This window comes from Sporocytophaga myxococcoides, from assembly GCF_000775915.1.
Taxonomy (GTDB): Bacteria; Bacteroidota; Bacteroidia; order Cytophagales; family Cytophagaceae; genus Sporocytophaga; species Sporocytophaga myxococcoides_A.
On the sequence record NZ_BBLT01000006.1, the window covers coordinates 87,949 to 114,222 of the forward strand.

Sequence of the window (26,274 nt, forward strand, 5' to 3'; positions counted from 1 at the left end):
AATTATGGTAGAAAAAATAATAGATATATCGCTTAAGAACAGATGGGCTGTTCTCTTTATTGCAGTGGTGTTATTTGTATGGGGAATATTCTCGATACAAAAGAATCCGATAGATGCCATACCGGATTTGTCCGAAAACCAGGTAATTGTTTTTACAGAATGGATGGGACGAAGCCCTCAGGTAATCGAGGATCAGATCACTTATCCTCTTGTTTCCAATCTGCAGGGAATACCTAATGTTAAGAATATCCGAGGGTCCTCCATGTTCGGGATGAGTTTCGTGTACGTGATATTCGAAGATAATACTGATATCTATTGGGCCAGAACAAGAGTGCTGGAGCGCCTGAACTATGCTCAGAAGTTATTACCTGATGATGTTTCTCCTTCTTTAGGACCAGATGGAACAGGAGTGGGACATATTTTCTGGTATCATCTTGATGCCCCTGATATGGATTTAGGAGAGCAAAGAGCATTGCAGGATTGGTATATAAAGTTTGCCTTACAAAATGTTCAGGGAGTAGCAGAAGTCGCCTCTTTCGGAGGGTTTCAAAAACAATATCAGATTGTAATTGATCCTCATAAACTTACTTATTACAATCTTCAACTCATGGATGTGCTAAAAACTGTCAGGGCTAATAATAATGATGTCGGAGGAGGTAAGTTCGAAATGACTGATATGTCCTATATTATCAGAGGTCTTGGCTATATTCGGAATATAAAGGATATAGAGAATATGCCTGTAAGTACGAGGAATTCCATACCAATCAGAATAAAGGATATTGGAAGTGTACAAATGGGAGGTGATTTGCGCCTTGGTATATTTGATATGGATGGTACTGGAGAAGTAGTCGGAGGAATTGTAGTGATGAGATACGGTGAAAATGCGGATCAGGTAATTAAGAATATAAAAGCTAAAATAAAGGAAGTTGAAAAAGGATTGCCAAACGGAGTCAGATTAAAGGTTTCGTACGACAGAAGCGATCTGATTGAAGAAGCCATTGATTCAGTAAGAGGAACACTATATGAAGAGATGATCACAGTATCAATCATAGTGATCTTATTCCTGTTTAACTGGAGAAGCGCTTTAATCATTATCATACAACTACCGATATCGGTAGCAGTTGGATTTATATTACTTGAAGCATTCGGTATTTCATCCAATATTATGTCTTTGACAGGTATTGCCCTGGCCATTGGAGTAGTGGTCGATGATGGAATAGTGATGGTTGAAAATGCATACAGGCATATCTCTTTAGAACATGAAAAAAGAGGCTAGTGAAAAATGATGGCTATATGATGTTTCATGTATGAAATAAAAGAATATATTAAATGAAAAATTTATTTGCAAAATTATTTAGAAGAGATTCAGATCCACTTGCGGGAGAGGAGAGAATGGAGATTATCAGTTATTCATCAAAGCAAGTTGGACCTGGAGTATTCTTTTCTACGATTGTGGTAATTGCCTCTTTTTTACCTGTATTTCTTCTTACAGGTATGGAGGGAAAGTTGTTTCATCCATTGGCCTGGACAAAGACATTTATATTATTGGTTGATGCCTTTCTTGCTATTTCCTTAACACCGGTACTTATATCGTTTTTTCTAAAAGGTCGATTAAAACCGGAAGATCAAAATCCTATAACCAGGACCTTGGAAAAAATTTATACACCTATTTTAACATGGTGCTTACACTGGAGAAAAACAGTTATTGTAATTAATGTAGCACTGTTATTAGCTGGAGGTTTTATGCTTTCTCGTCTTGGCTCAGAGTTCATGCCCCCCCTAGATGAAGGTTCTCTCTTATTCATGCCGGTGACATTACCAGACGTCTCTAATTCAGAAGCAAAAAGGTTATTACAAATTCAGGATAAATTAATTAAATCGGTTCCGGAAGTTGTACATGTTTTAGGAAAAGCAGGTAGGGCTTCGACAGCTACAGATAATTCACCAATAAGTATGATAGAAACTATTATACTTCTGAAGCCAAAAGCAGAGTGGCGAAAAGGAATTACCAAGAATGATATTATTAATGAATTAAATGCAAAATTACAGATTCCAGGTGTGACTAATGGCTGGACACAGCCTATAATTAACAGAATCAATATGCTGTCTACAGGGATCAGAACAGACGTTGGTATAAAGGTTTATGGACAAAATATAGATTCCATTTATTACTTATCTAATAGAATAAAAGAATCATTGAAGGATGTGGAGGGTGTTAAAGATTTGTATGTTGAACCTATTGTCGGAGGAAAATATATTGATATTAATGTGAAGAAAGAAGCCATCGGAAGATATGGTCTCACTGTCGATGACGTTAATATGGTTGTTGAAAGTGCATTGGGAGGAATGAGTCTTACCACTACTGTTGAAGGTCGACAAAGATTTTCTGTAAATGCAAGAGTTGCTCAGGCTTATCGTGAAAGTCTTGAAGATTTGAAGCGCCTTCCGGTACAAACAATGCAGTTTGGAACTATCCTTCTTTCGGATGTTGCTGATATCAGATTGTCTGAAGGGCCTCCTATGATCAACTCAGAAAATGCAATGTTACGGGGAACTGTTCTATTTAATGTTCGTGATCGTGATTTGGGGAGTACTGTAGAAGAAACCCAGGAAAGATTAAACAGGATGATATCTCAAATGCCTAAGGGATACTTTATTGAATGGAGCGGACAATGGGAAAATCAAATTCATGCTAACAGAACATTAAAGCTAATTATGCCTATTGTAATCTTTATCATTTTTATGGTCTTGTATTATACTTATAAATCGGCAAAAGAAGCTGTAGCAACTATGATTACTGTACCCTTTGCACTTGTGGGTGGTGTATTTATGGTCTTCTTCTATGGAATAAATCTCTCAGTAGCTGTTGCAGTGGGCTTTATAGCATTGTTCGGAATGGCCATTGAGACAGCAATGCTTATGGTTATATACCTGAATGAGGCGATGCAATATCTGGTTCTAGAAAAAGGTAATTCCAGGAAAAGTATTACCAATAAAGATTTGCGTGAATATGTGATCAGAGGTGCAGCCAAAAGATTAAGACCAAAACTGATGACTGTTTCTGTTTCACTTTTTGGACTTGTTCCTATTCTTTGGGCTACAGGGGTAGGAAGTGACATTATGCTTCCCATTACGGTACCTCTTATAGGAGGGACAATCTCATCTGTAATATATGTTCTTCTGGTAACTCCAATTGTATTTGAGATGATGAAAGAATATGAATTGAACAAAAAAGGAAAAATTGAAATACTCGATGTTAAAGAATAAATATTTATTATCCATAATTTTTGCTATGCTTTGCTTTAAGACCTTGGCGCAAGTAATTACGTTTGATTCTGTTAAGGTTGTGATTTTGTCTGAGAATCCGGAGTTGGAAATGTACAGACAGCAGGCAAAGTCTATGGAAGCAATGGCAGAAGGCGCAAGAGCTTGGGAAGCACCACAAATAGGTGCAGGCTTTTTTATGACACCATATAAGACTTATTATTGGCGTCCTCAGATTGAGTCTTTTAAAGGTATGAACGAAAAGATGCCTGGAATGGGTAGTTTCATGATTCAGGGAAAACAGATGATTGCCAATCCTTCAAGATTAAAGGCTAATCAGGAGTATTTAAAGAAGGTATCCTCTATTGAGACAGAATCAGGTAATGCAAACGCCAATAAACTGCTTTATGATGCTAAAAAGTTATTTAGTGAAATTCAGATTATCGATCGAAAAATCCTCATTCTCAATGAAGCTGAAAAAACTCTGGAGACTATGATAACTTTTGGTGAAAGCAAAATAGCTTATAATCAGGAAATGCTTTCAAATATATATAAAGGAAAGTCTCAAAAAGCTCAGCTGCAGAACGAAAGTATTATGTTAGAGAATGAAAGAAAACAAAAATTGTATTATCTCAGCTCTCTGATGAATAGAAAGGAAGAAAATTTATTTGAGGTGGATTCTCAGATTGTGATAAAAGATTATGAACTATCTTTAGTTGATACAGTCCAGATAAGATCTAACCGAAGTGATATACTGGTGTTAGATAATAATATAAACGCTACTCATTTAAAGCAAAAGGTGGAACGTTATAAATCCCGTCCGGATTTCGGTATTGAATTTGGCCATATGTTTGCTTTTGGTGAAAACCCTAATCAGTTTACATTGATGGGTATGATGAGCATTCCTATTGCTCCGTGGTCATCAAAGATGTATCGTTCCAATGTATTAGCTTATAATCACCAGATAAAAGCTTATTATAGTCAGAAGCAGGCCATTCTGAATGAATCCGTCGGAATGATTTATGGATTAAAAAATGAAATTTCCTCTGCCAAATATCAGATGGAATTATATAAGACAATGATCTTACCATCTTTAAAAAAAACATATGATCTCGCAATGATGGCTTACGCACAAAATACTGATGGACTATTTGTTGCGCTTGATGCTCAAATGAATTTTCAGATGGCAAAAATTCAATATGAAGACATAATCTTAAAACTACTGCTTTTGCAGGCTGAATATGAAAAGCAACTACAATTATTTTAGTATAGCAATCATTATGTCATTGTTTCTTCTTTCTGCTTCATGTAAACCAAAATCAGATAGGAATGAAGAGCATGAAGTAAAACATGATACAATAACTAGCAGTGATAAGTATCACTGTCCTATGCATCCAGAAATATTATCAAATAAGCCAGGTATCTGTCCTAAATGCGAAATGGACCTGGAGCTAGTGCCTCAGGGAAGAGATACATTAAGTTATCTTTCGGAACCAACCAATCAAATGGTGATTTCATCTCTGAAACCTATTGTTCCAATGGTCAATATGGCTGCAAATCACTTTAAGGCAGAGGGGTATTTAACCTATAATCCTAATCTGACTAATAGTATTTCTGCTCGTGTTTCCGGAAGAATAGAAAAGCTTTATGCAAAGTATGAATTTGAAAGAGTTCAAAAGGGGCAGTTACTTATGGAGGTCTATAGTCCAGAGCTTCAAACTGCACAGAATGAATATTTGCTTATTTATAAATCAGTCACCGATGATGAAAGAAGTATTCTGTATGCTTTATATCAAAAGTTAATTAATCTGGGAATGACTGCTTCCTCCATTAAGGAAATGGAAAAAACAGGTAAAGTAAATGCTTTTATTCCTATTTATTCACCTTATACAGGACACCTACATTTTTTAGAACAGGGAAGTGACATTGCAGCTCAGGGTTTAGTATGGCCCTCTTCTTCCAATGAAGATGCCATGCAAAGTGGATCTGGTGAAATGAAAACCATCAGACCTATTATTAAAGAAGGCAGTTATGTTACAAAAGGCGACTTAATTTTTACAATAGTAAATGAAAGAAGTATATGGGCTTTGTTTAAGGTTCTACCTAGAGATATACCTATGGTCAAAAAAGGAGAGGAAGTAGAATTGAAAATTAATAAAGAAACTTATAATGGTAAAATTGACTTTATTGAAAAGTCATTTGATGCCAGGAATGATTTTTATACTGTGAGGATTTACCTGAATTACAAAGATCAAAAAGGTTTAATCATCGGAACTTTAGTTGAAGGAAATATTACTGTTAATAGAATGAAAGAAAAAAAAATATTGATTCCTGAATTATCAGTTCTACACTTGGGGAAATCTGTTTCAGCTGTATTCGTAAAGGAAAAAGTAGGGTACGTCGCAAAAGAAGTAAGGACAGGCGTTGCAGAAGGTGGTTGGACTGAAGTAATTTATGGTTTGGCAGAAAATGACAGTATTGCTCCTGTAGCCTCTTACCTAGTAGATAGTGAAGCATTTATAAAAGTAAAACAATGATGAAACTTTATATATTAATACTATTCGGCTTAATGGTTTTATTTTCCTGTGAAAATAGAACCAATCATTCTGATCATACTCATGATGATTCTATCTATTATACTTGTTCAATGGACCCTCAAGTGATGGAGAAAAAACCTGGTAAATGTCCTATCTGTAAAATGGATTTAACACCAGTGAAAATGGATAATTCTAAAGGTTTGAAATTAAGTGCGCAGCAAGAAAAGCTAGCCAACATCAAAACATTAACAGTAGGGTATGACTATGTCGATAACAAAATTTTTGCCACTGGAATTGTTAAAGAGGATGAGAACAAAACCATTTTTATTAATGCCAGATTGAATGGGCGTGTAGATCAGTTAAACTTCAAAACTAAGGGAGACTACATAAAAAAAGGAGATATAATATATAAAATTTACTCTGAAACGTTAGCTTCTACTCAAAGTGAATTGATCAGTGCTATTAAAAGGATTAAAGAAGATCCCAGGGATATAACTTCTCAAACTATTATAAATGCAGCTAAAAATAAGCTTGAATTATGGGGGGTATCAGAAAGACAAATTGAGGAAGTTAAAAATCAGAATAAACCTGTTATCCCATTTCCGATTGAAAGTCCCTATTCTGGCTATATCAATAAAATTAATATTACAGAAGGAGCTATTGTGATGGAAGGAAATCCGTTGATTGAACTTAGAACTTATAAAACTCTTTGGGTTGAAGGAAAGTTTTACTCTTCTGAAGTTTCAAAAATCAAAAAGGGAAATACTGTTGATGTAATGATTGATGGTACAGAAAATTATTTTATTGAAGGGAAAGTAATTGAAGTATTGCCTCAGGTAACCTCAGGTTCGGCTGTTACTATTGTTCGGATTCTTATTGTACCTGATTTACCTGTTATACGACCAGGAATGCATGCCAATATATATTGGCATGAAACAAATGTCAAGTCATTGGTAGTTCCATCCAATGCGGTTATTAGAGACAGTAAAGGAGGCATGGTATGGATAAAAAAAGCGGGTGTTTATGAATCCAGAATGGTACATATAGGAGAGGTTTCAGGAGATAGAGTTTCTATTCTTCATGGATTAAATGAAGGTGACACAGTAGTAATATCAGGTTCTTATCTTTTACAGAGTGAGTATATTTTAAAGAAAGGTGGAGGAGCTATGGAAGGGCATAATATGTCCGATATGTAACTTCGATTTTAAGCATATCAATGATCAGATATTATGACAGTCTTTGATTCAAAATATTTATATCGATCTAATGAATTAATTGAATTATTTAAAATAAATTTATCATGAAACTTCACTTTAAAATTCCTGAGAAATTAAAGATCTATTTCGATTATGAAATAAATTTATACCACGAAGCTATTAAATCAGGTGAGATTCAAGCAGCTTGGAGGCATTTGGAGAGAGCCCATATACTTGGACAGGCTTATCCTTTAGAACATTCATACGCTCATTGGCTCATGTTGAAGTTCGGAATCAGGATAAAAAGTTACAATGAAGTAATCGGACAAATTCCACGTCTGCTTGTTGGTGGTGTAAAATCGTTCGTAGGTAAAATACCAGTTGGCAATACTGGTGGGGCCAATGTTCCGCCTCTTAAACCTATGGAAATTCCTAAAGACCTTAAAGAGATATTATCACTATATGGTGATAACTAATTTGGAAGCATTGATTTTTTACCTCTTTTCAATTACTCTTTTATTAAGTTAATAGTTGTAAAAGTATAAGGGATATTTTATTGTCCCTTATTTTTGATCTTTATCTTAACTGGTTGAATATTTTTAGTGTTAATTATTATCCATTTTTTGTTTATATACTTTATGCCTCCCTATTTTCTATTTTGTTCAATACGAAAAATTATATAAAAGGATACATACATGGAAATTATTAAAGATATATTAGTAAATAATTTTGTCTGTGTATAAATATTTTTATGTCTGTATAAATTATTGTTTGCTAATATTTGAAGGGGGGAGAGTTGAATTACCTTGTATAAAATAAAGTACTGCCTTTATAATTTTTAGAATTTGCTTAAAACATCGGTATAAAATCGTCGTATATGGTCGAGGTGTTGATGTATATATAATTTTATATATATACTAAACCTATATGTCGATTATGAGAAACGCATTTTATATCATTTTATCATTATGTATTACAGCATCAGGTTTGAAATCACAGAACCTTGTGAATAATCTTAATGCCAAAGAGACAGAAGCGGTTTTAATAGGAATAGTTACTGACAAAAATAAAATACCTGAAAAGAATATTGTCTATATAATTAAAAGTGAAGATAAAACTTACAATAAAAAAGGCCTTACAGATGAGGATGGAAAATTTACACTCATTGTACCAAAGGGAAAGAAATATAATGTTAAAGTGACAAAGATGGGATTTGAATATGATTTTACATCTCAAGTTCCCAATGTTAAAGGTCCTCTGGAAATTGTCCAGAATTATATGATGACTTTTACTATGGATTTCAGAAGGACCTATAAACTTGAAAATATTTATTTTGATCCGAATAAATGGGATATAAAGATTGAATCTCAGCCTACATTGGATTCTTTAGCCAACACATTTGTTACAAATCCTATGTTTGTTGCTGAAATTGCTGGATATACAGATAATATAGGAGATGATTTGGATAATCTGAGGTTGTCTCAGAGAAGGGCAAATGCTATTAGGGATTATTTATTAAGCAAAGGAGTAGATCCCATTCGTGTATATGCTAAAGGTTATGGAGAAAACTATCCAATAGCATCCAATGAAACTCAGGAAGGAAGAAGTAAGAACAGGCGAACAGAGGTAAAGGTGATGTTCGAGTAAGTATACTGTTTATTTTGATTTAGGTCATTTTATTAATTATTAAACAATGTTTTATCGAAGAAAATTTACAAACAGAAATATGAATGCAGGTTCACTTAAAATTATTCCAGTTAATAGCGCTTGATTTTTTGTACTTAATGAATTTAGATATTGGAATAATCAAGCTTCTAGTTCGGTCAATTATCAGCTAACTTATTACAGGAGTATAGATTCCTGTTTCGCAGATTTACTTTAAATCAATACACCTAAGAAAAATTCTTGTGATTCTTTTCTTTTTAGAGGGAAAGGTAGCCATATATTGAATGTTAATAATTAGGAAAGTATCGTGGTTTATTGGTATCAAATTTTTCTACAGCATTATTAATCGATAACCTAATTATATGCATTTAAAACGACAGATTAAGCATATATTATTTTCACTCTTGCTTTTATTCATATTTTCTCATGGATATGGGCAGACTGATGAAAATAATTCAGGAGTAAGAATTACTCAATCAACTCTGACTAATGTTAAGCTAGTCTATTTAAAGAACAATTTATGTAATGGAGACAATAAAGGTGCCATTGATATAAATGTGACCGGTGGTATTCCTCCATATACATACAAATGGAGTAACGGGGCTACAACACAGGATATAACTGGTCTTAAAGCCGGTACATATAAACTATATGTATCAGATTCTTATAAATGTAAGGATTCAATAATAGTAGAAGTTTCTGAACCACCTAAGTTAAGTGTTCAAACAGATTCTGTCGCTCATATATTGTGCTTTGGATTTAAGAAAGGATTGGTTGAAATATCAGTTAAGGGTGGTGTAGAGCCTTATAAATACAGCTGGAGTAACGGTAGTACCACTCAGGATATTCATGATGTACCAGCAGGTACTTATTCAGTTTTGGTTTCCGATGCTAACAATTGCCAGGAAATTCTATCAGTTAATGTTGAGCAGAAACCTTTAATTGTTAGGTCCATTGATGATGTTTCAAACATAAAGTGTTATGGGGATAGTACTGGTAAAGTTGATATTTCAGTTTCTGGTGGTGTTCCTCCATATCGTTATTTGTGGAACAATGGATCTACCAAAGAAGATCTTTCGAATGTGCCTGCTGGTAAATACTATGTAGTCGTTACTGATGCCAATAACTGTCAGGAAGCATCTACTACAAATGTAAAAGAGCCGGAGAAGCTGACTTTAAAAATAGATGAGTTGAAACATATTAAATGCCATGGCGATAAAGGTGGTGCTATAAATGTTTCAGTTCACGGAGGGGTAGGGCCTTTTAAATATAAATGGAGTAATGGAGCAACAACTCAAGATATTACAGGGATCACGGCAGGTACTTATTCTTTAAATGTAATCGATTTCAATGGTTGTAAAACGTCGATATCTGCAACAATCAATCAGCCTCCATTATTAAGTGCTGCTTTAGGTGAACTTAAAAATGTTTCCTTTTTCGGTGGAAAAGATGGTTCGATAAACATTAAAGTGGATGGTGGCGTTCCCCCTTATTCTTATAAATGGACTAATGGTGCAACTACTAAAGATGTTTCAGGTCTTCAGGCTGGAAGTTATTCAGTAATTGTATCCGATGCTACAGGGTGTAGCAAAACTGTGATAGTAAATATCATTCAGCCTCAATTACTTTCTTTAAAGCTTGATAATCTGAAAGACGTAAAATGTAATGGAAACAAAGAAGGAGAAATTCAAATTGTAGTAACTGGTGGCGTGGCTCCATATAAATTTAAGTGGAATAATGGCGCTATTACGCAGAACCTTTCCGGAGTTGGAGCAGGTAATTACTCAGTTGAAGTAATGGATGCTAATGGTATTACTAAAAGCTTGAGTTTTGTTATTAATCAACCGGAACCTTTTACATCCAAAGTAGAGGCTGTAGAAAATATTTTATGTAATGGAGATTATAAAGGAGCTGTAAATGTTTCAATTGGTGGTGGTGTTAAGCCTTATACATTTAGGTGGAGTAATGGAACAATTACTGAAGATCTTGTGAATATTCCAGCTGGAAATTATTCAGCGGAGATTAAAGATGCTAATGGTTGTTTAACTTCTGTTAGTGCAACAATTACAGAATCTCCTGCAATTTCTTTACAAGTTAGTGAAGTAAAAAATATCTTATGTTTTGGAAATAAATCCGGTGCCATTAATATATCGGTTAGTGGTGGTATAGCTCCATATTCGTATTCTTGGAGTAATGGTGCTGCAACAAAAGACCTTATTAATATTGGTTCAGGAGATTATTCTCTTAAGGTTACGGATTCTAAAGGTTGTTTTAAGACCGTAAAAGCGAATGTTACTCAACCAGCCCTTCTTACTGTTGATAAACAATCTCTGAAAGATGTTAGCTGTAATGGTGGTAATAATGGTGCTATAAATATTTCAGTAGCTGGTGGTGTTCTTCCATATACATATAAGTGGAGTAATGGGGCAACTTCAAAAGACCTTGGTAATGCGATAGCTGGAAGTTATACTGTAAATGTTTCTGATGCTAACGGATGTTCTAATTCTTTAAGTGCAACAATTACTCAACCTACTAAAGTAGTATCTACTTTGGAGTCTGTTACTAACATTAATTGTAACGGAGACAGCAAAGGTGCAGTTAATATCTCAGTTTCAGGTGGTGTTCTTCCATATTCTTATAAATGGAATAATGGAGCTACTTCTCAGGATTTAGTTGGTGTTAAGGCTGGTTCCTATTCAGTAAGTATCGCAGATGCTCATGGATGTAAAGATACTTTGTCTGCTAAGATCAATCAAAATTCCCTGATGGAGGTTTCCGTAGAATCGTCTAAAGATATTAAGTGTTTTGGAGAAAGTAAAGGTGCTGTAAATATTTCTGTTAAAGGTGGGGTTACACCATATACATATATTTGGAATAACGGAGCAGTGACACAAAATATATTGGATGTTCCTGCTGGTTTATATTCAGTAACTGTAACAGATGCTGTAGGATGTAAAAAAATAGCAAGTTCTAAAATTTCAGAACCTATTTTATTTCAGGTAAAACTTGATGGTGTGACAGATGTTAAATGTAATGGTGATAGTACAGGATCAATTCAAGTGTCTGCTAAAGGTGGAGTTACTCCATATTCTTATAGGTGGTCAAACGGATCTACATCTGAAGATATTTCAAGATTAAAAGCGGGGTCTTATTCTTTAAAAGTATCTGATGCTAATGGATGTACTGAAAATATATCAGCCACTATCTCTCAGCCAACTGTATTGGTCACTTCCATTGAATCTATAACAAATGTTGAATGTAATGGGGAAAATACCGGTATCATTAATATTTCTGTTAAAGGAGGTACAAGCCCTTACTCTTACAGCTGGAGCAACAGTGCTAAAACAGAAGATTTAACAAATGTTGCTGCTGGTAATTATTCCGTAAAAGTTTCCGATGCTAACGGTTGTCAGAAAAATTTATCTGCAAATATCACAGCACCTCCTGTGCTGGTTGTAACTCTTGATGCTGTAAAACACATCAATTGCTATGGAGAGAAAAAAGGAGCTATAAGTGTTTCTGTGAAAGGTGGAGTAGGTCCTTATTCTTATACTTGGAGTAATGGTGCTACTACTGAGGATATTATGGATGTTCCTGCCGGAAATTATACAGTTAGGGTTTCAGATGCGAAAGGATGCATTACAACTTTAAATCAGGAGATTAACCAGCCTGCAATGTTAACAGCTACTGTAGATGCGGTTAAAAATATTCCATGTTTCGGAGATACAACCGGCTCTATTAATATATCTGTAAAAGGCGGATCTCTTCCATATAATTTTAAGTGGAGCAATGGGGCAACTACAGAAGATCTTAAAGGATTATCGGCTGGAAATTATACCGTAACAATTACTGATGCTAAGGGGTGCGTAGAAACATTGTCCTCTAAGGTTTCTAGCCCTGCAGTTTTGACTCAATCACTAGAGTCAGTAAAACATGTTCAGTGTAATGGCGATAAAAGTGGAATTGTAAATATCACTGTTGTAGGTGGAACGGGACCTTATGTTTATAAATGGAGTAACGGAGCATCTACACAAGATTTAACTGAAGTGGGTGCTGGTTCATATTCTGTCACTCTCTCTGATGCAAATGGTTGTATGGGTAAAACTATTTCAGCGACGGTCAACCAGCCGTCAAGCTTAGTTGCAAAAGTTGAATCAGTAAAAAACATTATCCGATACGGAGAAAACACTGGTGCAATTTCAGTTTCAGTTTCTGGTGGAGTTGCTCCATACAAGTTTAGCTGGAGCAATGGTACCTTTGCGCAGAATTTAACTGCAGCTCCTGCTGGGAATTATACTTGTCTTATTACAGATGCCAACGGATGCTTAAAATCTGTCAGTGCTATTATTGAGGAGCCTTCTTCATTAGTCGCTACCATAGAATCAGTATCTAATATCCGCTGTGCAGGCGAAGTTTCCGGTGCTATCAATATAGCAGTAACAGGTGGTAATCCTCCTTATTCTTTTACCTGGAGTAACGGATCATCTTCTGAAGATCTTACCAATATTCCTGTCGGATCTTACTCTGTGTTAATTAAAGATGCAAATGGAAGTACACAGACTTTAAAAGCAAATATCACTCAGCCTTCGGCATTAAAACTAAAAGTTGCTGATGTTAAAAATCTTTCTTGTTTTGAGAATAATTCTGGCTCTATAACCACAACAATTACCGGTGGTGTACCTCCTTATAGTTTTGTTTGGGACAATGGTGCCAGAACTCAGGATTTGAGTGGTATAGCTGCGGGAACATATTCAATAAGCGTTACCGATAAGAATGGATGCTTAAGTTCAGAGAAAGTTACTGTAAAACAGCCATCAGTACTTACAGCTAAAATCATTGATGTTAAAAATTTATCTTGCTTTGGTGATAATAAAGGAGCTCTTGATCTTTCTGTTGAAGGTGGTGTTGCACCTTATAGCTATAGCTGGAGCAATGGGGCTAAAGTGCAAGATATAACAGGTTTGAGCAAAGGCAACTACTCAGTGAAAATTATTGATGCTAACGGATGTACAGAAACTGTTGCTGAATCAATCACGGAGCCGGAAAAACTAACAGCAAGCGTTATTTCAGTAAAGAGTAATTTATGTGCAGGAGAAAAGTCAGGTTCAATAAACCTTTCAGTATCTGGAGGAACTGCTCCATATAATTTTAAATGGAATAGTGGTGATTCACTGCAAAATTTGCAGAATTTGAAATCTGGTAAATACAGTGTAGTGATTGCTGATGCGAAAGGATGTACATCAAAGGCGGAAGCTACTATTGAGGAGCCTAAACTACTTTCTGCTGTATTGGATAACTTAAAAGATATCAAGTGTTTTGGCGAAAGCTCTGGTGAAATTAATGTTACAGTTTCAGGTGGCGTTGAACCTTATTCTTACAACTGGAATAATGGAGCTACAACCCAGGATATTACCGGAATTGAGGCAGGTGATTATAACCTCACTGTTACTGATAAAAATGGTTGTACAAATAATAGTATCAATGTGAAAGTGAACCAGCCTTCTTTACTTTCAGTAAAGTTGGATTCTGTAAGTAATATTTCATGTCAGGGTAGTCGTCAGGGGGCCATCAATATTTCAGTAACGGGTGGTACTCAGCCATATTTATATAACTGGAGCAATGGAGCTGTTGTGAGAAATATTTCAGGCTTAAATGCTGGAAGCTATACTGTTAAGATCAAAGATCATAATGGTTGTATGGAGACTTTGACTGCTGATATTTCAGAACCATCAGAACTGGTAACCTCTATTGAAAGTGTTCAGCATATGAAATGTAATGGGCTAAGTGAAGGTGAAGTAATCATATCTGTAAAAGGTGGTGTTGCTCCATATAATTTCAAATGGAGTAATGGTGAAACTTCGCAGAATATCCAGAACGTTCCTAGTGGAGATTATTCTGTAACCATCACTGATGCTTTAGGGTGCAGCAAGATTCTTAAAACTACTATTGAGCAGCCGGCAATGCTTGTGAAGTCGTTAGATGCTATTATGAATTTAAAATGTTACTCTGATACTTCCGGCGAAATCCATGTTAGTGTCAGCGGAGGTGTTCCTCCTTATAGCTACCAGTGGAATAATGGGGCAACTACTCAGGATTTGATAAGAGTGCCTGCTGGAGAATATTCTTTGACAATTACAGAAGGAAATGGTTGTGTTAGTAATATTACTGCTACAATTACAGAACCTACTTTGTTCACTGCGAAAATTGCCAAAGTTACTGACATTCTTTGTTATGGAGAGAAAAAAGGATCAATTGAACTTGATGTAGAGGGAGGAGTTCCTCCATACAAATATCAATGGAGTAATGCAACCAACGTTAAAGATCTTTTCGATCTACCTGCAGAAAGCTATTCTGCTTTGATTAGTGATGCTAATGGTTGTCTTAACTCCGTTTCTGTAGATATCACACAACCAAATCCTCTTTCGCTTAAGATTGACTCTCTATGGACAGTTAAATGTTGTGGGGACAGCAGCGGTGCGATCTTTATTTCTGTCACTGGTGGGGTGGGTCCTTATTCTTATCAGTGGAGCAATGGAAAGACAACCGAAGATATAATCGGTCTTAAAATGGGCCAATACTCAGTAACTGTAACAGATGTTAATGGTTGCTCTGTAAGTACACCTAAAGAAGGTATGACCCTTTATGATCAGATTATGAGCCAAGGTAAATTCGTAACCAGAAATATCCTTTTTGATGTAGGTAAGGCAACTATTAAAATGGAGTCATTCCCTGAAATCATGAAGATTGCAACTGTGATGAAAGAACACCCTGAGTTGATGTTCAGTATTGAAGGTCACACTGATAGTGATGGAGATCCGACAAAGAATAAAATCCTCTCTGATGACAGATCAAAAGCTATCAAAGAAGCATTGATAAAAATGGGTATAGACAGCCAAAGACTTGAATCCAGAGGTTTTGGACAATCTAAGCCTATCGATACCAATTCTACTAAAGAAGGTAAGTCGAATAACAGAAGAGTTGAGTTCGTTCTTATTACTCCATCACTTTCTGCTAAGTGATAGAATAAAGTTTAAGTAATAGTTTAAAAAAGTCCGTACTTAATGTGCGGACTTTTTTCATTAATTTTGCCTTCCACATTCCGTTTTAAAAACCGGGGCAATATTTGTGAATCAATTCACCAGACAAATGGTAATTACACCAATTAATATATCACCAGTTTTTTAGTTGTCTGATAATTTTCTTTGCGCATTCTTACCAAGTATACTCCAGGCTTCAGATCCTGCTTTTCAAAAGCCATTTCATGATAGCCCTGGTTTATTTCTTTCTCCATCAATGATCGTACTTTATTCCCTTTGGTATCAATAATTTCTATAAATATTGAGCCACCAGTAGTATTGAATGAAATGACGCCCGATTGCTCAATTGGGTTTGGATATACATCATGTAGTTTATCAATCCGATCGGTATTGGATGCGTTAGTATTGGAAGTCACTGTTCCAGAACGGAATAAGTCATGGTATTGCTTTGCAAATTTTGCAACCTTGGCGGGGCCACCAAAAACAGACTCCAGTTGTGAATCTGTTAGGCAAAACCAGTCTTTCAGTACAGAATAGTATACACTTCGGTAATCAAATTGCATAGGTACTTGCGTTTCAACCTTGTTAGTATCTGGATTTAACAATTCAGGATTAGTACCATAGCGTCCACCTTTCAGCGATGAGCCAAATAACCAGATAGGAGTGGAGCGTCCATGGTCTGTTCCTTTACCACCATTAGACCTCACGGTTCTTCCAAATTCAGTAAAAACTATCCCTATTACTTTATCTGCTACTCCCATTTTTTCAATATCCTGCTGAAAACCTGATATTGCTCTGGACACACTATTCAGTAAACTTGTATGAGTTCCATCATACGTATTGCTTCCAACCTGACTTGTATGCGTATCAAAACCTCCCTGATTAACTGTATACACGCGTGTTTGAAGTCCTCCTTTGATCAATCTTGCCACATTTCTAAGATCTGTAGATAAACGGTCATTTCCGTATAATAGAGATTTTGGGAATGAACTGTCCGGAACTTTACTTGCTGCACTTACAATTCGCGCATTATATTTGTCTGTATCTACCGAAACCTTTCTTAAATAGGTTAGCTCGTCTCCTGCGCATGTTTGTGGGGCAAGATCTCCATATCCACCTAGCAGTGGATAGTCGTTTGTGATAGAGGTAACGGAAACTCCTGCAGCTACACCGGTTAGGTCATTCAGTGCAAGAGGAGATACTGATCCCATATTGATGCATAACGGATCTTCATATCCATGTTTTAATAGTTCTGTTGGATCTGGGAATCCATATCCACCATAGATACTTTCCAGTTCTCTTCCTATCCATCCTGAAGAAAGAAATTCATTGGAGTCCGAACCCATCATCCATATATCTGTAGCTCTGAAGTGTGAAAAGTCCGGATTATCATAGCTGCATCCCATGACAACAGACATTTTTCCTTCTTCAAATAAATTATATAGACCTTCCATTGCAGGATGAAAAGCCAGATCGGCATATTTGCTGGTAGTGGTTTTACGGCTTCCAAGGGTAGCCATACCATTATTGACAGCCGTTGCAAATCTCAGATTGTTTTCATTGATCATTACATTGGATCTTACTCCTTGTAATGTTGAATATTGGTCAAGAGGAATGAATGTATTCAATCCGTCATTTCCACCGAACAGTTGCACTACAACCAGTATGTTGTCACTGCAGGACCCTGAAATGGCATTAAGAAAAGAGCTTTGTGCATATAGGCTCTGGCTTCTCATGATCTGTTCTACAAACACTGTAGCAGCACAAGCCTTTATTCCGTTATTTATAAATTTTCTGCGATTCATAGTTGATAGATTTTGTATGTTATGTTTTAGGTTAATTGAAATTCTTCCAGTCTTACAAGCACATCAAATAACGATTTCAGTCTGCTGGTGATTACATTCTTTTGCTGGGTAGTGGCACCTGAAGCAGACCCTGCATTCCAGGCCTGTGTCCAGTAGTTATCAGTAGTCTGTCCGGTGAGCAAGGTTTGCATCTTTATAGTGCTTTTCTGATTGGAAGTAAGTGGTATTCCTAAAAACAATTCATTCAACTCGTTTATGAGACCGTTTGGATCGGATGGGTCAGTTAAGGTTTTACAAAATTCTATGTGATTCAGAGTGGGCTGAAAGGAGTCGAAAGACCAGGTTCCTGCGCCTCCATTACCACAATAACGCTTGGCAAAGTCCTGACGCTTTGGTAGCGTATCAGAGTTGATCCATAATTCATGATACTGAGGCATCTGGTAATAGGGAGACCATCCTGCAACATTGGGTGATTCTATTGCTCCCATTGCCATCCCTAATGATTGCTGGTGCAATGCATTATAATGAAAATAACGTTGTTTTACATCTGATACATTGGCAAGCGCTTCTCCATTGGTAGTTCTCAATAAACCAATAACTACATCATAAGGTGTTTTTATCATCGCTCCTCTATGACGCATATCAAAGAAATGTTCACTTGCAAAGAGGATCTTCAGTACTGGCAGTATCTTAAAATTATTTTGCTTATATATATTGGCCAGCGGCTTAATTACATTAGCCTTTATGTTGTCGTCTATATAAGAGAATACAAACCATCTGTATAATTTCTTGACAATAAAATCTGATACTATATCAGCTCTGGACCAGCCTTCAAATTCGGTACCTGCAAGTGTTGAAATGTTTTTATCAGTATCATCAAACATGATATCAACTAGTTGATTGAGTTCGCTGTCACCTGCAGTTGATGCATAAAGATTACTGTCAGTAATAACTTTGTTACTGTAAAACGCAGATAGTTTTTTGGGGGCTCTTACTGGATTATGCTTGGTACCATAGTCATGATCCGTCACCTGGAATCCGTAGTCAGCTCCCAAAAAGTTATAGGGAGTACCTTGTCTGAAAATAATTCCTTTATGACCTGTAAGACAACGTGCAAACATCTTTACATCATCTTCTGTATATCTTTTGTCGAACGGAACTTCCTTGCCAATACAAAATAGCTCCTGAATTTCACGGGCAAAGTTTTCATCTGGATAATTAGCAGTATTGTCCTGGCCATTCAGATACATCAGATATGCAGGATCTTTGGTTATTTCTTTTACAAGTTCCCTTAAATCTGTATTGACATTTTCTCTGATAAGTTTTGTATAAAGAAAGGATCGTTGGGAGTAATTAAGTGTAATAGAGTTCATAGCAAAGTGGTTAAGCCAGAAGAGGACTAGTTTTTCAAATACATTTCGTCCTTGATTCAATGCAATCCCGATGTTCCATTTCTGAAGGGATCTGTCTCTCCAGAAATTATCTGCAGTAGGGTCTGATATTCCCAGTTGGCCGCCACTTCCTGAGAGTATATTTTCAGGGCGGCCCCATTCTTGACCTAAAGCGACACCACCCCAATCAACAGTCCCATTCCCATTTTTACCAACTGTGGAATCGTATTCCCTCAAAGGGTAATGGGGAATAGCTGAGGGAAGGGCGCTGGTCAGCTCGTTTACCACTTCTGCCAAAGGCTTTCCTGTAAAGTAATCCAGATCAGATTTTTTTACCCCAAACATAGTGCGTTTAAGCAAATGTATAAGTTCTGCTCTGCCAAATGTACCTGTATAGGGACTAACACCCGAAGTGGCAGTAGTACAATTGTCACCCTGTGAACGGGCATTTACATTGCCATCATTGCTTTTTCTTGCATGGGGACTAATATTCTTTAATAAGGGATCCTGATCTTTGTCAATGGTTAAAAATGACCTTCTCGACAATGTGTTTTTCATGTTAAAATGGGTTTAATATAACATCTTGCTTCGGGTGGGATTAAGCAAAAAGAACCATCGTGTTATGCACGATCATACAAAGGTGATGGCCTTTACAGGTTCTTTAAAACATCAATTAGGGAAGGGAAATTTTTTACTATTTTACTAGTAATGAGAATGCTAATATAGCGGTGGGTAAATTAGTAAGCAAGGAAAATCCAAAATAATATTTTATAATTACAATTATGATCCTGTAGTTTCGAATTCTTTTTTAAATGTTAATATTGTCATCATGGTATTTATTGTCTACAAATTAATAGCAAATATTACATACATTCTTATCAGAAACAGCTGCAAAATCAAGACTGTTTCAGTTATGCTGATCTTTTCATTCCTGCCTGTTCCGGTTTATTGTCAGATATCTAATTTGCCATTTTATTATGAAAAAAATCTTCCTTTAGTTGGAAATCCTCCAAAGGTGGAAGAGTATTATTTTGAATATCACACTCAAACAAGAGCACATTACTACAATCATTTTATTGAGTATGATTTTATGGGAAGAGTTAAGAAACATATTAAAACTAATGAAGGATTACTGGACGATGTACCTTTGATATTTCAAACAATCATTGACGATAGACCTGTTACCATTACTTGTACCTTTGATTATGATGGAAGTAACAGGCTTGTTTATTTTGTCCGTAATCAGTATCAGGAAGAGGTTGGGGAGTGGAGGCAGGATGAAGAATGGATATATGACAAATACGGAGCCCTTAAGGAGCATAATTTTTGGGATGTTTCAGAGGGACAAAGGATCATTAAAAATCCTTCTGTACGATGGAATTATTTGAGAAATAATGGGGGACAAGTTATAAGAGTAGAAAAACAAACGTATTCATTTAATGTTGGAAATCTCACTGTGAGTGAAATAACTCATTATGGTTATAAGCAGAATGTATTGGATACTGTATCTGTTTATCGTGTCCTCAATGGAAATAATAGTCTAAGGGAAAAGCGTTTCCAGCTTAATTTCCATCGATATCATGATTTAACTCCTGACTCTGTTCTTCTATCGTCTTACATTCGTGTTTCATCATCAGGTGATACTACACTTCAGACAATCACTTATGACGGACATGACAGGAAGCTCACATCTTTCAGTCTTGGAACTTCAGGTGATACTATAGCCCGGACAATTTGGGAGTATGATGAGTTTTCAGTGAAGCAAACTTCCAATAATATTGACAGACTTGAAGTGTATTATGATGAAACAGGTTATGAGAGATACAGGGAAGAATTTCAGAACGACTTTTCCTTAGCCGTTCCTGCTGACCTCAATACTCGTGGATTGGAGAATGGTAAAATGACTAGTGCACTCAGGGAGATATGGGATCCTGTAACTTATTTTTATCGCAAGGATACTGAATATCTATATTTCTATGATATTACATCAATACCTCAAAAAAATGCAGTTATAGATAAAATAGCCGTATATCCTAATCCAGGTTCTGGCACATTTTATCTTGACAGACCAAATGATATCTCTCAGCTTTTCTTATATGCAATGGATGGTAAGGGCTGGACATTTGTACCAGATGCGTGCATCATATCAGAATGTTCTGCAGGAATTTATCTACTTGTTATAAAATTGAATGATGGTAGCGTTGAAAAGACAAGATTAATTATTGAGTAGTTGGAAGAGAAATTATCTTCACTTTAATAGATTTGATCGATAAAAAAAGAGAAAGGCTAATAACCTTTCTCTTCCAGGTAAAAATTAAAATTAAAAAGTAAGATTCTTCTCTGCAGCCTGTTTTTTTATGGCTTCTATCATTGCCTTGTCAAGTGACTTTCCAGAAGCTTCAGATTTTTTCTGTTCTGCAATATATTTTTCCCTTTGCATGTTCAGCTGATATATTTCTGTCTTGATTTTTTCTCTGTCTGCTTTCTTGGTTTCAATATACTTCTGCTTCTGAACAGTAGTCATGCTCTGCATTTCCTGAGGCAGGTCAGAGGTAGGTACTTGTTCTAATTTAAAATCTTTTTCATCTGAAGCATCAACCAAGTCCCAGCTTTTATTCTTATACACATGAGAGCTCTTGCTTACAGCTCTGATTACTTTATTTTCTTTTCCATATTTTTCAGCATTCACATCCTGTTCTGCCTGTTTTATTTTCTTTTCTTTACCTAAGCTTCCATACTCAATATATGTGGTATTTAATTGGGTGTTCAGATCGGAAATTTTATCATCATAAGGAGATGGGATATAAACCGTTTTTCTATCCTGTTCAATACTCATATAATTTCCTTTGGTAATGTCTGCTCCGCTTTTCCAAAGACCGGCAATCCCTTCCTCGTATGGCCCGCAATAAATAGTATTGACTACTATATTTTTAGAGGTTGCCAGTGCGCAGGCCTTTTGATAAGGAACACCTCCCTGATTAAATGGCTCATTTCCTGCTATAAAAATTACCTGCAAATCGTTTCCGTCAGAAGACCAGTCCAATTGTTTGCATGCTGTTTGAATAACATGGCCACAAAATTCGCTACCTCCATTAGTTGTCAGTTTAAAGAGGTCTTCAGAAATTTTATCAAGATCATCAGTAAGCGGAGTGACCATTTTAATATAACCTTCCATAGCATTCAATCTGTCATTGCCATATTCATACAATGCTATTTGAATAGTAGGTTTGATTCCATCGCATTTAGCCAGAGCAAGTTCGTTGACAATAGTCCAGAGTTGAGATTTTGCCTGTTCAATCAGTCCATCCATACTGTTACTTGTATCCAGCAGAAGAGCAACCTTAATTTTTTTTTGCTGAGGTGGTGGATCAGGAAGGTTTAATGCTTTTTCTGTAATATTCTTTTTAAACAGCAAAAGAAAATTATTTCCATAAAGAGAACAGGCAAAAGCAAAGCAAAATGTGGTGAATAGAAAAATAGTCTTTTTTTTCATTAGCATATCCATAAGATTTTTTAATTTTTCAGAAAGGTATATGGAATAACGAAGTGGGTAAAGTGAAATTGAGGCAACAGGTAATATCACTTAGTGAAATTGATTCAAGACTTAGTGAAAATATTTAAGCTGCTGTAAAAAACTGTTAGTCAATTATTTTGTAGTTTTGTTGCTGAGGTTTTAAATGTATTGAGATGCGGAAATTAGCATTGATAGTTCTTGTTCTGTTTGCTGGAGTGCAACTTAATGCACAGAATAAGAAAGTAATAATTAGTAAAACGGCTCCTGATCCAGCTTATTCTCTAATTGATAAAGCTGAAAAAATTGCTGTTACTGATCCAGCCAGGGCTATTGATTACATCCAGGAAGCCTTGACTTTGAACCTTAAAGATGGAGATAAAAGGCTAGAAGGTTTATGTTACAAGTTGCTTGGAGAAATTAATACCAACCAAGGTATTTTTTCTAAAGGTCAGGAAAACTTTCTGAAAGCACTTGAGATCTTTAAAAATTTGAAAGAATCTTCCCTTGTAAATGAGACCCTTACAAGTCTATCATTTTCATATGAAAAAAGTAACAATACTAAAGAAGCTATTGAGATTAATAATCAGTTAATTAAAGATGCAATATCTACATCTAACAAAAGAGAGCAAGTCAGATGGAGAAATAAAAATGGTGATCTCTATCTATTGCTTGGAAATTATCAACAGGCTTTAGCTGAGTACACAGCAGTGCTTGCTATAGAAGAAAGAGATAAAAACAAGGATGGTATAATTGAAGCGAACAACAGAATAGGAAAGGTTTACCTTGAACAGGAAAAAACAAATAAGGCTATTAAACATTATGAAAAGCTTGAGGAAATAGCAAAGGAAAGCAAGGATGAAAAAACCAAAGCTGATATCTATAATAATATAAGTCGTGCCTACAGCAAACAAAACAGAATTGATGATGCATTGAAAGCCAAACAGAAATCATTAGAGGTAAATATAAAGTTAGACGACAAAGATGCACTTGCAAAAGAATATGTCGATGTCGGTAATTTATATCTGGAACAAAAGAGCTCTGCAAATGCTATGTCCTTCATAGAAAAAGGTATACAGTTATCGGAAGAATCCGGAGACCTGATGAAAAAAGCAGATGGATTAAAGGCCTTGTCCAAAGCCTATATAGAATCGGGAAATTTTAAGAAGGCAATGGCTTTGTATGAAGAATATATAACTCTTAAAGATTCCATTTTATCAAAGAGAGAGCATGAGATAAATAACCTGTTATATGGTAAGGATGACCTTATTTCCAGACAGAAAAAGTTGGAGATGCTTGAAAAGGACATGGCCCTGAACCAAAAGACCATTGACCTACTGAGAAAGGATAAGAAAATCAGAGAGGCTGGTTTAAAGCGTCAGCAATTGATCATTTATGGGTTAATGTCCGGATTGTTGCTGGTATTTGGAAGTACCTGGTTGATATTTGCGAGTTCCCGTAAAAGAAGGATTTCCAATCAAAAGCTTGCCTTAAAATCCTTAAGCAGCCAGATGAACCCGCACTTTATTTTTAATGCACTGAATTCAGTAAATAGTTTCATTGCCAAAAATGATGAGAAATCAGCTAATAAATATCTATCTGATTTTTCAAAATTAATGAGAGCTGTAATGGAAAACAGTCAGTATGATTTTGTTCCGATTGCTACTGAAATAAGAATACTCGAGCTATACTTGCAGTTGGAGCATTCACGTTTTCCGGAAAAGTTTGATTATAAATTTGAGATAGATGAATCCATTAACAGAGAACTTGAAATGCCTCCTATGTTAATTCAGCCTTATATAGAAAATGCAGTATGGCATGGTTTAAGATACAAAGAGAAAAAGGGTTTTTTGAAAGTCAGTATCTCTCAGGTGCAGAGCGGGATAGAGGTTGTGATTGAAGACAATGGCATAGGGAGAAAAAAATCAATAGAATTTAAAACCCAAAACCAGAAGGAAAGCAGCTCTCTTGGTATGAAGAATATAGAAAGCAGACTTGGGATAATTAATGAATTATACAAAACGAGGATGAAAGTTGTGATTGAAGATCTGGATGAATTCAATCAGTCCGGAACTAAGGTTATCATTACAATCGGGACAAAATAAAATCAAGCAATATGGCAATGAAAGCAGTTATCGTGGATGATGAGGTTTCAGGGAGAGAGACTTTGTTGCATTATATTCAAAAGTACTGTATGGACGTAGAAGTAGTGGGTCTTGCAGATTCAGTAAAGTCGGGTTTGGAAGTTATTGAAAAGTGGCGGCCGGATATACTTTTTCTCGATGTTGAAATGCCATATGGCAATGCTTTTGATTTATTGGAACAGGTGAAAGAAATAACATTTGAAACAGTATTTGTAACTGCATTTAGCAATTATGCCATGAAAGCTCTTAATTGCAGTGCTGCATATTATATCCTCAAACCGATAGATATTGACGAACTTGTTTCTGCAGTTGATAAAATTAAAGGACAGAGAGAAAAATCAAAAGAATTCATTCATACTAAGATATTGATAGAAAATATCAACATCGTAAATAAGCAGTTACAGAAGATTGTATTGCCTACAATGGAAGGCTTTGAGGTGATTCATGTGAAAGATATCATCAGATGCCAGGCAAATGATAATTTTACAGATATTATTTTAGCTGAAGGTAAAAAGATGCTCATTTGCCGCACTCTGAAGCACTTTGAAGGATTGCTAGAAGACTATGATTTTATGCGGATCCACAAATCACATCTAATCAATATTCAATATATTAAGAAGTACAGAAAGGGAAAAGGAGGGCAGGTAGTAATGTCTGATGGCTCTGAAATCGATGTTTCTCCCGCAAAGAAACAAGATTTTCTGGATCGATTCGGGTCATAGCTTATACCATCGGAGTTTATTTTTGTTTTATTTTTTTAATTAATCTCTTGCCCCTATGCCTTAATGCTTTGGAAACATTGAGATTAGTTCAATGTTATTTTTGATATTTTAAACCTTATGAAAATCAGTGTAATAATTCCCACATTTCAGGAAGGGGAGGATATTGGACGATTAATCAAATATCTTAAAAGACAATCAAATCCCTCTTTACTGCATGAGATTATAGTGGCTGACGGAAATAGTAATGATGAAACTGTACCAATTGCCCGTCATCAGGGGGCAAGGATTTTGAATTGTCCCGTAAGGGGAAGGGCAGCCCAGATGAATTTTGCGGCAGCGCGGGCATCCGGCGATATTCTTTATTTTATCCATGCCAATACTTTTCCTCCCAAAGGTTTCTGTGATGATATCATTTTTGCAGTGAAAGATGGTTATTCTGCAGGTTGTTTCAGACTTCAGGTAGATTATAATCATTGGTTTTTAAAGCTGAATTGTTGGTTTACCCGATTTAATTCGGATTATGTAAAATTTGGTGATCAGAGTTTATTTGTAACTAAAGAAGAGTTTACAAACTGTATAGGATTTGACGAGAAGCTTTATTTTCTTGAAGATCTTGAGTTAATAAAGAGAATTAAAAGTAATGCAAAGTTCAAAATTGTCAGCAAGTATGTTCTTGTTTCAGGGAAGAAGTATCTTGAGAATGGTATTTATAAACTTCAGATAACATTTTTTCTGTTGTTTATTATGTACAAATTGAAGTATTCTCAGGATAAAATGCTAATGGCATATAAACGAATGATTCATTCCAGGAAAAACGATTGATAGAAACCAAAAAATGTCCGAATATTGTTATTCTGTTATCTGTACTTTTTTAAGTATAATAAAAGATTACTATGTCAGACAAATTAAAATTCTTATCTCTTGCTTACCTGTTCCTTGGTTTTTGCTTCTTTTCTTGTACGAAATCAAAGGTGCCGGCAAACAATTCTGATGTTAAAGAAG

Annotated in this window: 15 protein-coding genes; 12 read left to right on the top strand and 3 right to left on the bottom strand. The window is 35.7% G+C overall.

Features of this window, described 5'->3' with window-relative positions:
- The first annotated feature begins 4 nt into the window (after positions 1–4).
- From MYP_RS26770 to MYP_RS26130, 8 genes are all read left to right on the top strand, one after another.
- The gene (locus tag MYP_RS26770; protein ID WP_045464887.1) at positions 5–1,276 is read left to right on the top strand and encodes an efflux RND transporter permease subunit; all 1,272 of its coding nucleotides are present in this window, start codon (positions 5–7) and stop codon (positions 1,274–1,276) included.
- A gap of 53 nt (positions 1,277–1,329) precedes the next feature.
- Positions 1,330–3,267: an efflux RND transporter permease subunit gene (locus MYP_RS26775; RefSeq protein ID WP_045464889.1), complete on the top strand. Its 1,938-nt coding sequence runs from the start codon at positions 1,330–1,332 to the stop codon at positions 3,265–3,267.
- Positions 3,268–3,292: 25 nt separating this feature from the next.
- Positions 3,293–4,531 carry a TolC family protein gene (locus MYP_RS14870; RefSeq protein ID WP_231570054.1) on the top strand — a complete coding sequence of 413 codons (1,239 nt, stop codon included), beginning with the start codon at positions 3,293–3,295 and terminating at the stop codon, positions 4,529–4,531.
- On the top strand, positions 4,506–5,801 hold the full coding sequence (locus tag MYP_RS25175; RefSeq protein ID WP_052430232.1) for an HlyD family efflux transporter periplasmic adaptor subunit: 1,296 nt from the start codon (positions 4,506–4,508) through the stop codon (positions 5,799–5,801). Before MYP_RS14870 ends, MYP_RS25175 begins: the two co-directional genes overlap by 26 nt.
- On the top strand, positions 5,798–6,997 hold the full coding sequence (locus MYP_RS14880) for an efflux RND transporter periplasmic adaptor subunit (protein WP_045464893.1): 1,200 nt from the start codon (positions 5,798–5,800) through the stop codon (positions 6,995–6,997). Before MYP_RS25175 ends, MYP_RS14880 begins: the two co-directional genes overlap by 4 nt.
- Positions 6,998–7,101: 104 nt before the next feature.
- On the top strand, positions 7,102–7,473 hold the full coding sequence (locus tag MYP_RS14885) for a DUF3703 domain-containing protein (RefSeq protein ID WP_045464895.1): 372 nt from the start codon (positions 7,102–7,104) through the stop codon (positions 7,471–7,473).
- 460 nt (positions 7,474–7,933) lie between these two features.
- Positions 7,934–8,644: an OmpA family protein gene (locus MYP_RS14890; protein WP_052430233.1), complete on the top strand. Its 711-nt coding sequence runs from the start codon at positions 7,934–7,936 to the stop codon at positions 8,642–8,644.
- Positions 8,645–9,024: 380 nt separating this feature from the next.
- The gene (locus MYP_RS26130; RefSeq protein WP_045464897.1) at positions 9,025–15,681 is read left to right on the top strand and encodes an OmpA family protein; all 6,657 of its coding nucleotides are present in this window, start codon (positions 9,025–9,027) and stop codon (positions 15,679–15,681) included.
- Between the two features lie 143 nt (positions 15,682–15,824).
- Here MYP_RS26130 and MYP_RS14900 read toward each other — a convergent pair whose 3' ends face one another.
- Positions 15,825–17,504, bottom strand: coding sequence for a DUF1501 domain-containing protein (locus MYP_RS14900; protein WP_052430234.1), 1,680 nt, complete (start codon positions 17,502–17,504; stop codon positions 15,825–15,827).
- Positions 17,505–17,530: 26 nt separating this feature from the next.
- The gene (locus MYP_RS14905) at positions 17,531–19,453 is read right to left on the bottom strand and encodes a DUF1800 family protein (protein ID WP_045464899.1); all 1,923 of its coding nucleotides are present in this window, start codon (positions 19,451–19,453) and stop codon (positions 17,531–17,533) included.
- A 271-nt stretch (positions 19,454–19,724) separates the two neighbouring features.
- Between MYP_RS14905 and MYP_RS14910 the strand changes: the two genes are divergently transcribed.
- Complete coding sequence (locus MYP_RS14910; protein WP_045464901.1) at positions 19,725–21,125, top strand: hypothetical protein; 1,401 nt, start codon at positions 19,725–19,727, stop codon at positions 21,123–21,125.
- Between the two features lie 90 nt (positions 21,126–21,215).
- Here the strand turns inward: MYP_RS14910 and MYP_RS14915 are convergent, their stop codons facing one another.
- Positions 21,216–22,388 (bottom strand): vWA domain-containing protein, encoded by a 1,173-nt coding sequence (locus tag MYP_RS14915; RefSeq protein WP_197060091.1) that lies wholly within the window; start codon positions 22,386–22,388, stop codon positions 21,216–21,218.
- 194 nt (positions 22,389–22,582) lie between these two features.
- Here MYP_RS14915 and MYP_RS14920 point away from each other — a divergent pair, with 194 nt between their 5' ends.
- The 3 genes from MYP_RS14920 (at position 22,583) to MYP_RS14930 (ending at position 26,094) form a co-directional block, all read left to right on the top strand.
- Positions 22,583–24,511, top strand: coding sequence for a tetratricopeptide repeat-containing sensor histidine kinase (locus MYP_RS14920; protein ID WP_045464903.1), 1,929 nt, complete (start codon positions 22,583–22,585; stop codon positions 24,509–24,511).
- Positions 24,512–24,522: 11 nt separating this feature from the next.
- Positions 24,523–25,272, top strand: coding sequence for a LytR/AlgR family response regulator transcription factor (locus tag MYP_RS14925; RefSeq protein WP_045464904.1), 750 nt, complete (start codon positions 24,523–24,525; stop codon positions 25,270–25,272).
- 117 nt (positions 25,273–25,389) lie between these two features.
- Positions 25,390–26,094 carry a TIGR04283 family arsenosugar biosynthesis glycosyltransferase gene (locus MYP_RS14930; protein WP_045464905.1) on the top strand — a complete coding sequence of 235 codons (705 nt, stop codon included), beginning with the start codon at positions 25,390–25,392 and terminating at the stop codon, positions 26,092–26,094.
- Positions 26,095–26,274: the final 180 nt, after the last annotated feature.

Bases quoted from the DNA above. Each gene is read 5' to 3' on its own strand.
- MYP_RS26770 (WP_045464887.1), top strand. From the start codon at position 5: ATGGTAGAAAAAATAATAGATATATCGCTTAAGAACAGATGGGCTGTT.
- MYP_RS26775 (WP_045464889.1), top strand. From the start codon at position 1,330: ATGAAAAATTTATTTGCAAAATTATTTAGAAGAGATTCAGATCCACTT.
- MYP_RS14870 (WP_231570054.1), top strand. From the start codon at position 3,293: ATGCTTTGCTTTAAGACCTTGGCGCAAGTAATTACGTTTGATTCTGTT.
- MYP_RS25175 (WP_052430232.1), top strand. From the start codon at position 4,506: ATGAAAAGCAACTACAATTATTTTAGTATAGCAATCATTATGTCATTG.
- MYP_RS14880 (WP_045464893.1), top strand. From the start codon at position 5,798: ATGATGAAACTTTATATATTAATACTATTCGGCTTAATGGTTTTATTT.
- MYP_RS14885 (WP_045464895.1), top strand. From the start codon at position 7,102: ATGAAACTTCACTTTAAAATTCCTGAGAAATTAAAGATCTATTTCGAT.
- MYP_RS14890 (WP_052430233.1), top strand. From the start codon at position 7,934: ATGAGAAACGCATTTTATATCATTTTATCATTATGTATTACAGCATCA.
- MYP_RS26130 (WP_045464897.1), top strand. From the start codon at position 9,025: ATGCATTTAAAACGACAGATTAAGCATATATTATTTTCACTCTTGCTT.
- MYP_RS14900 (WP_052430234.1), bottom strand. From the start codon at position 17,504: ATGAATCGCAGAAAATTTATAAATAACGGAATAAAGGCTTGTGCTGCT.
- MYP_RS14905 (WP_045464899.1), bottom strand. From the start codon at position 19,453: ATGAAAAACACATTGTCGAGAAGGTCATTTTTAACCATTGACAAAGAT.
- MYP_RS14910 (WP_045464901.1), top strand. From the start codon at position 19,725: ATGGTATTTATTGTCTACAAATTAATAGCAAATATTACATACATTCTT.
- MYP_RS14915 (WP_197060091.1), bottom strand. From the start codon at position 22,388: ATGAAAAAAAAGACTATTTTTCTATTCACCACATTTTGCTTTGCTTTT.
- MYP_RS14920 (WP_045464903.1), top strand. From the start codon at position 22,583: ATGCGGAAATTAGCATTGATAGTTCTTGTTCTGTTTGCTGGAGTGCAA.
- MYP_RS14925 (WP_045464904.1), top strand. From the start codon at position 24,523: ATGGCAATGAAAGCAGTTATCGTGGATGATGAGGTTTCAGGGAGAGAG.
- MYP_RS14930 (WP_045464905.1), top strand. From the start codon at position 25,390: ATGAAAATCAGTGTAATAATTCCCACATTTCAGGAAGGGGAGGATATT.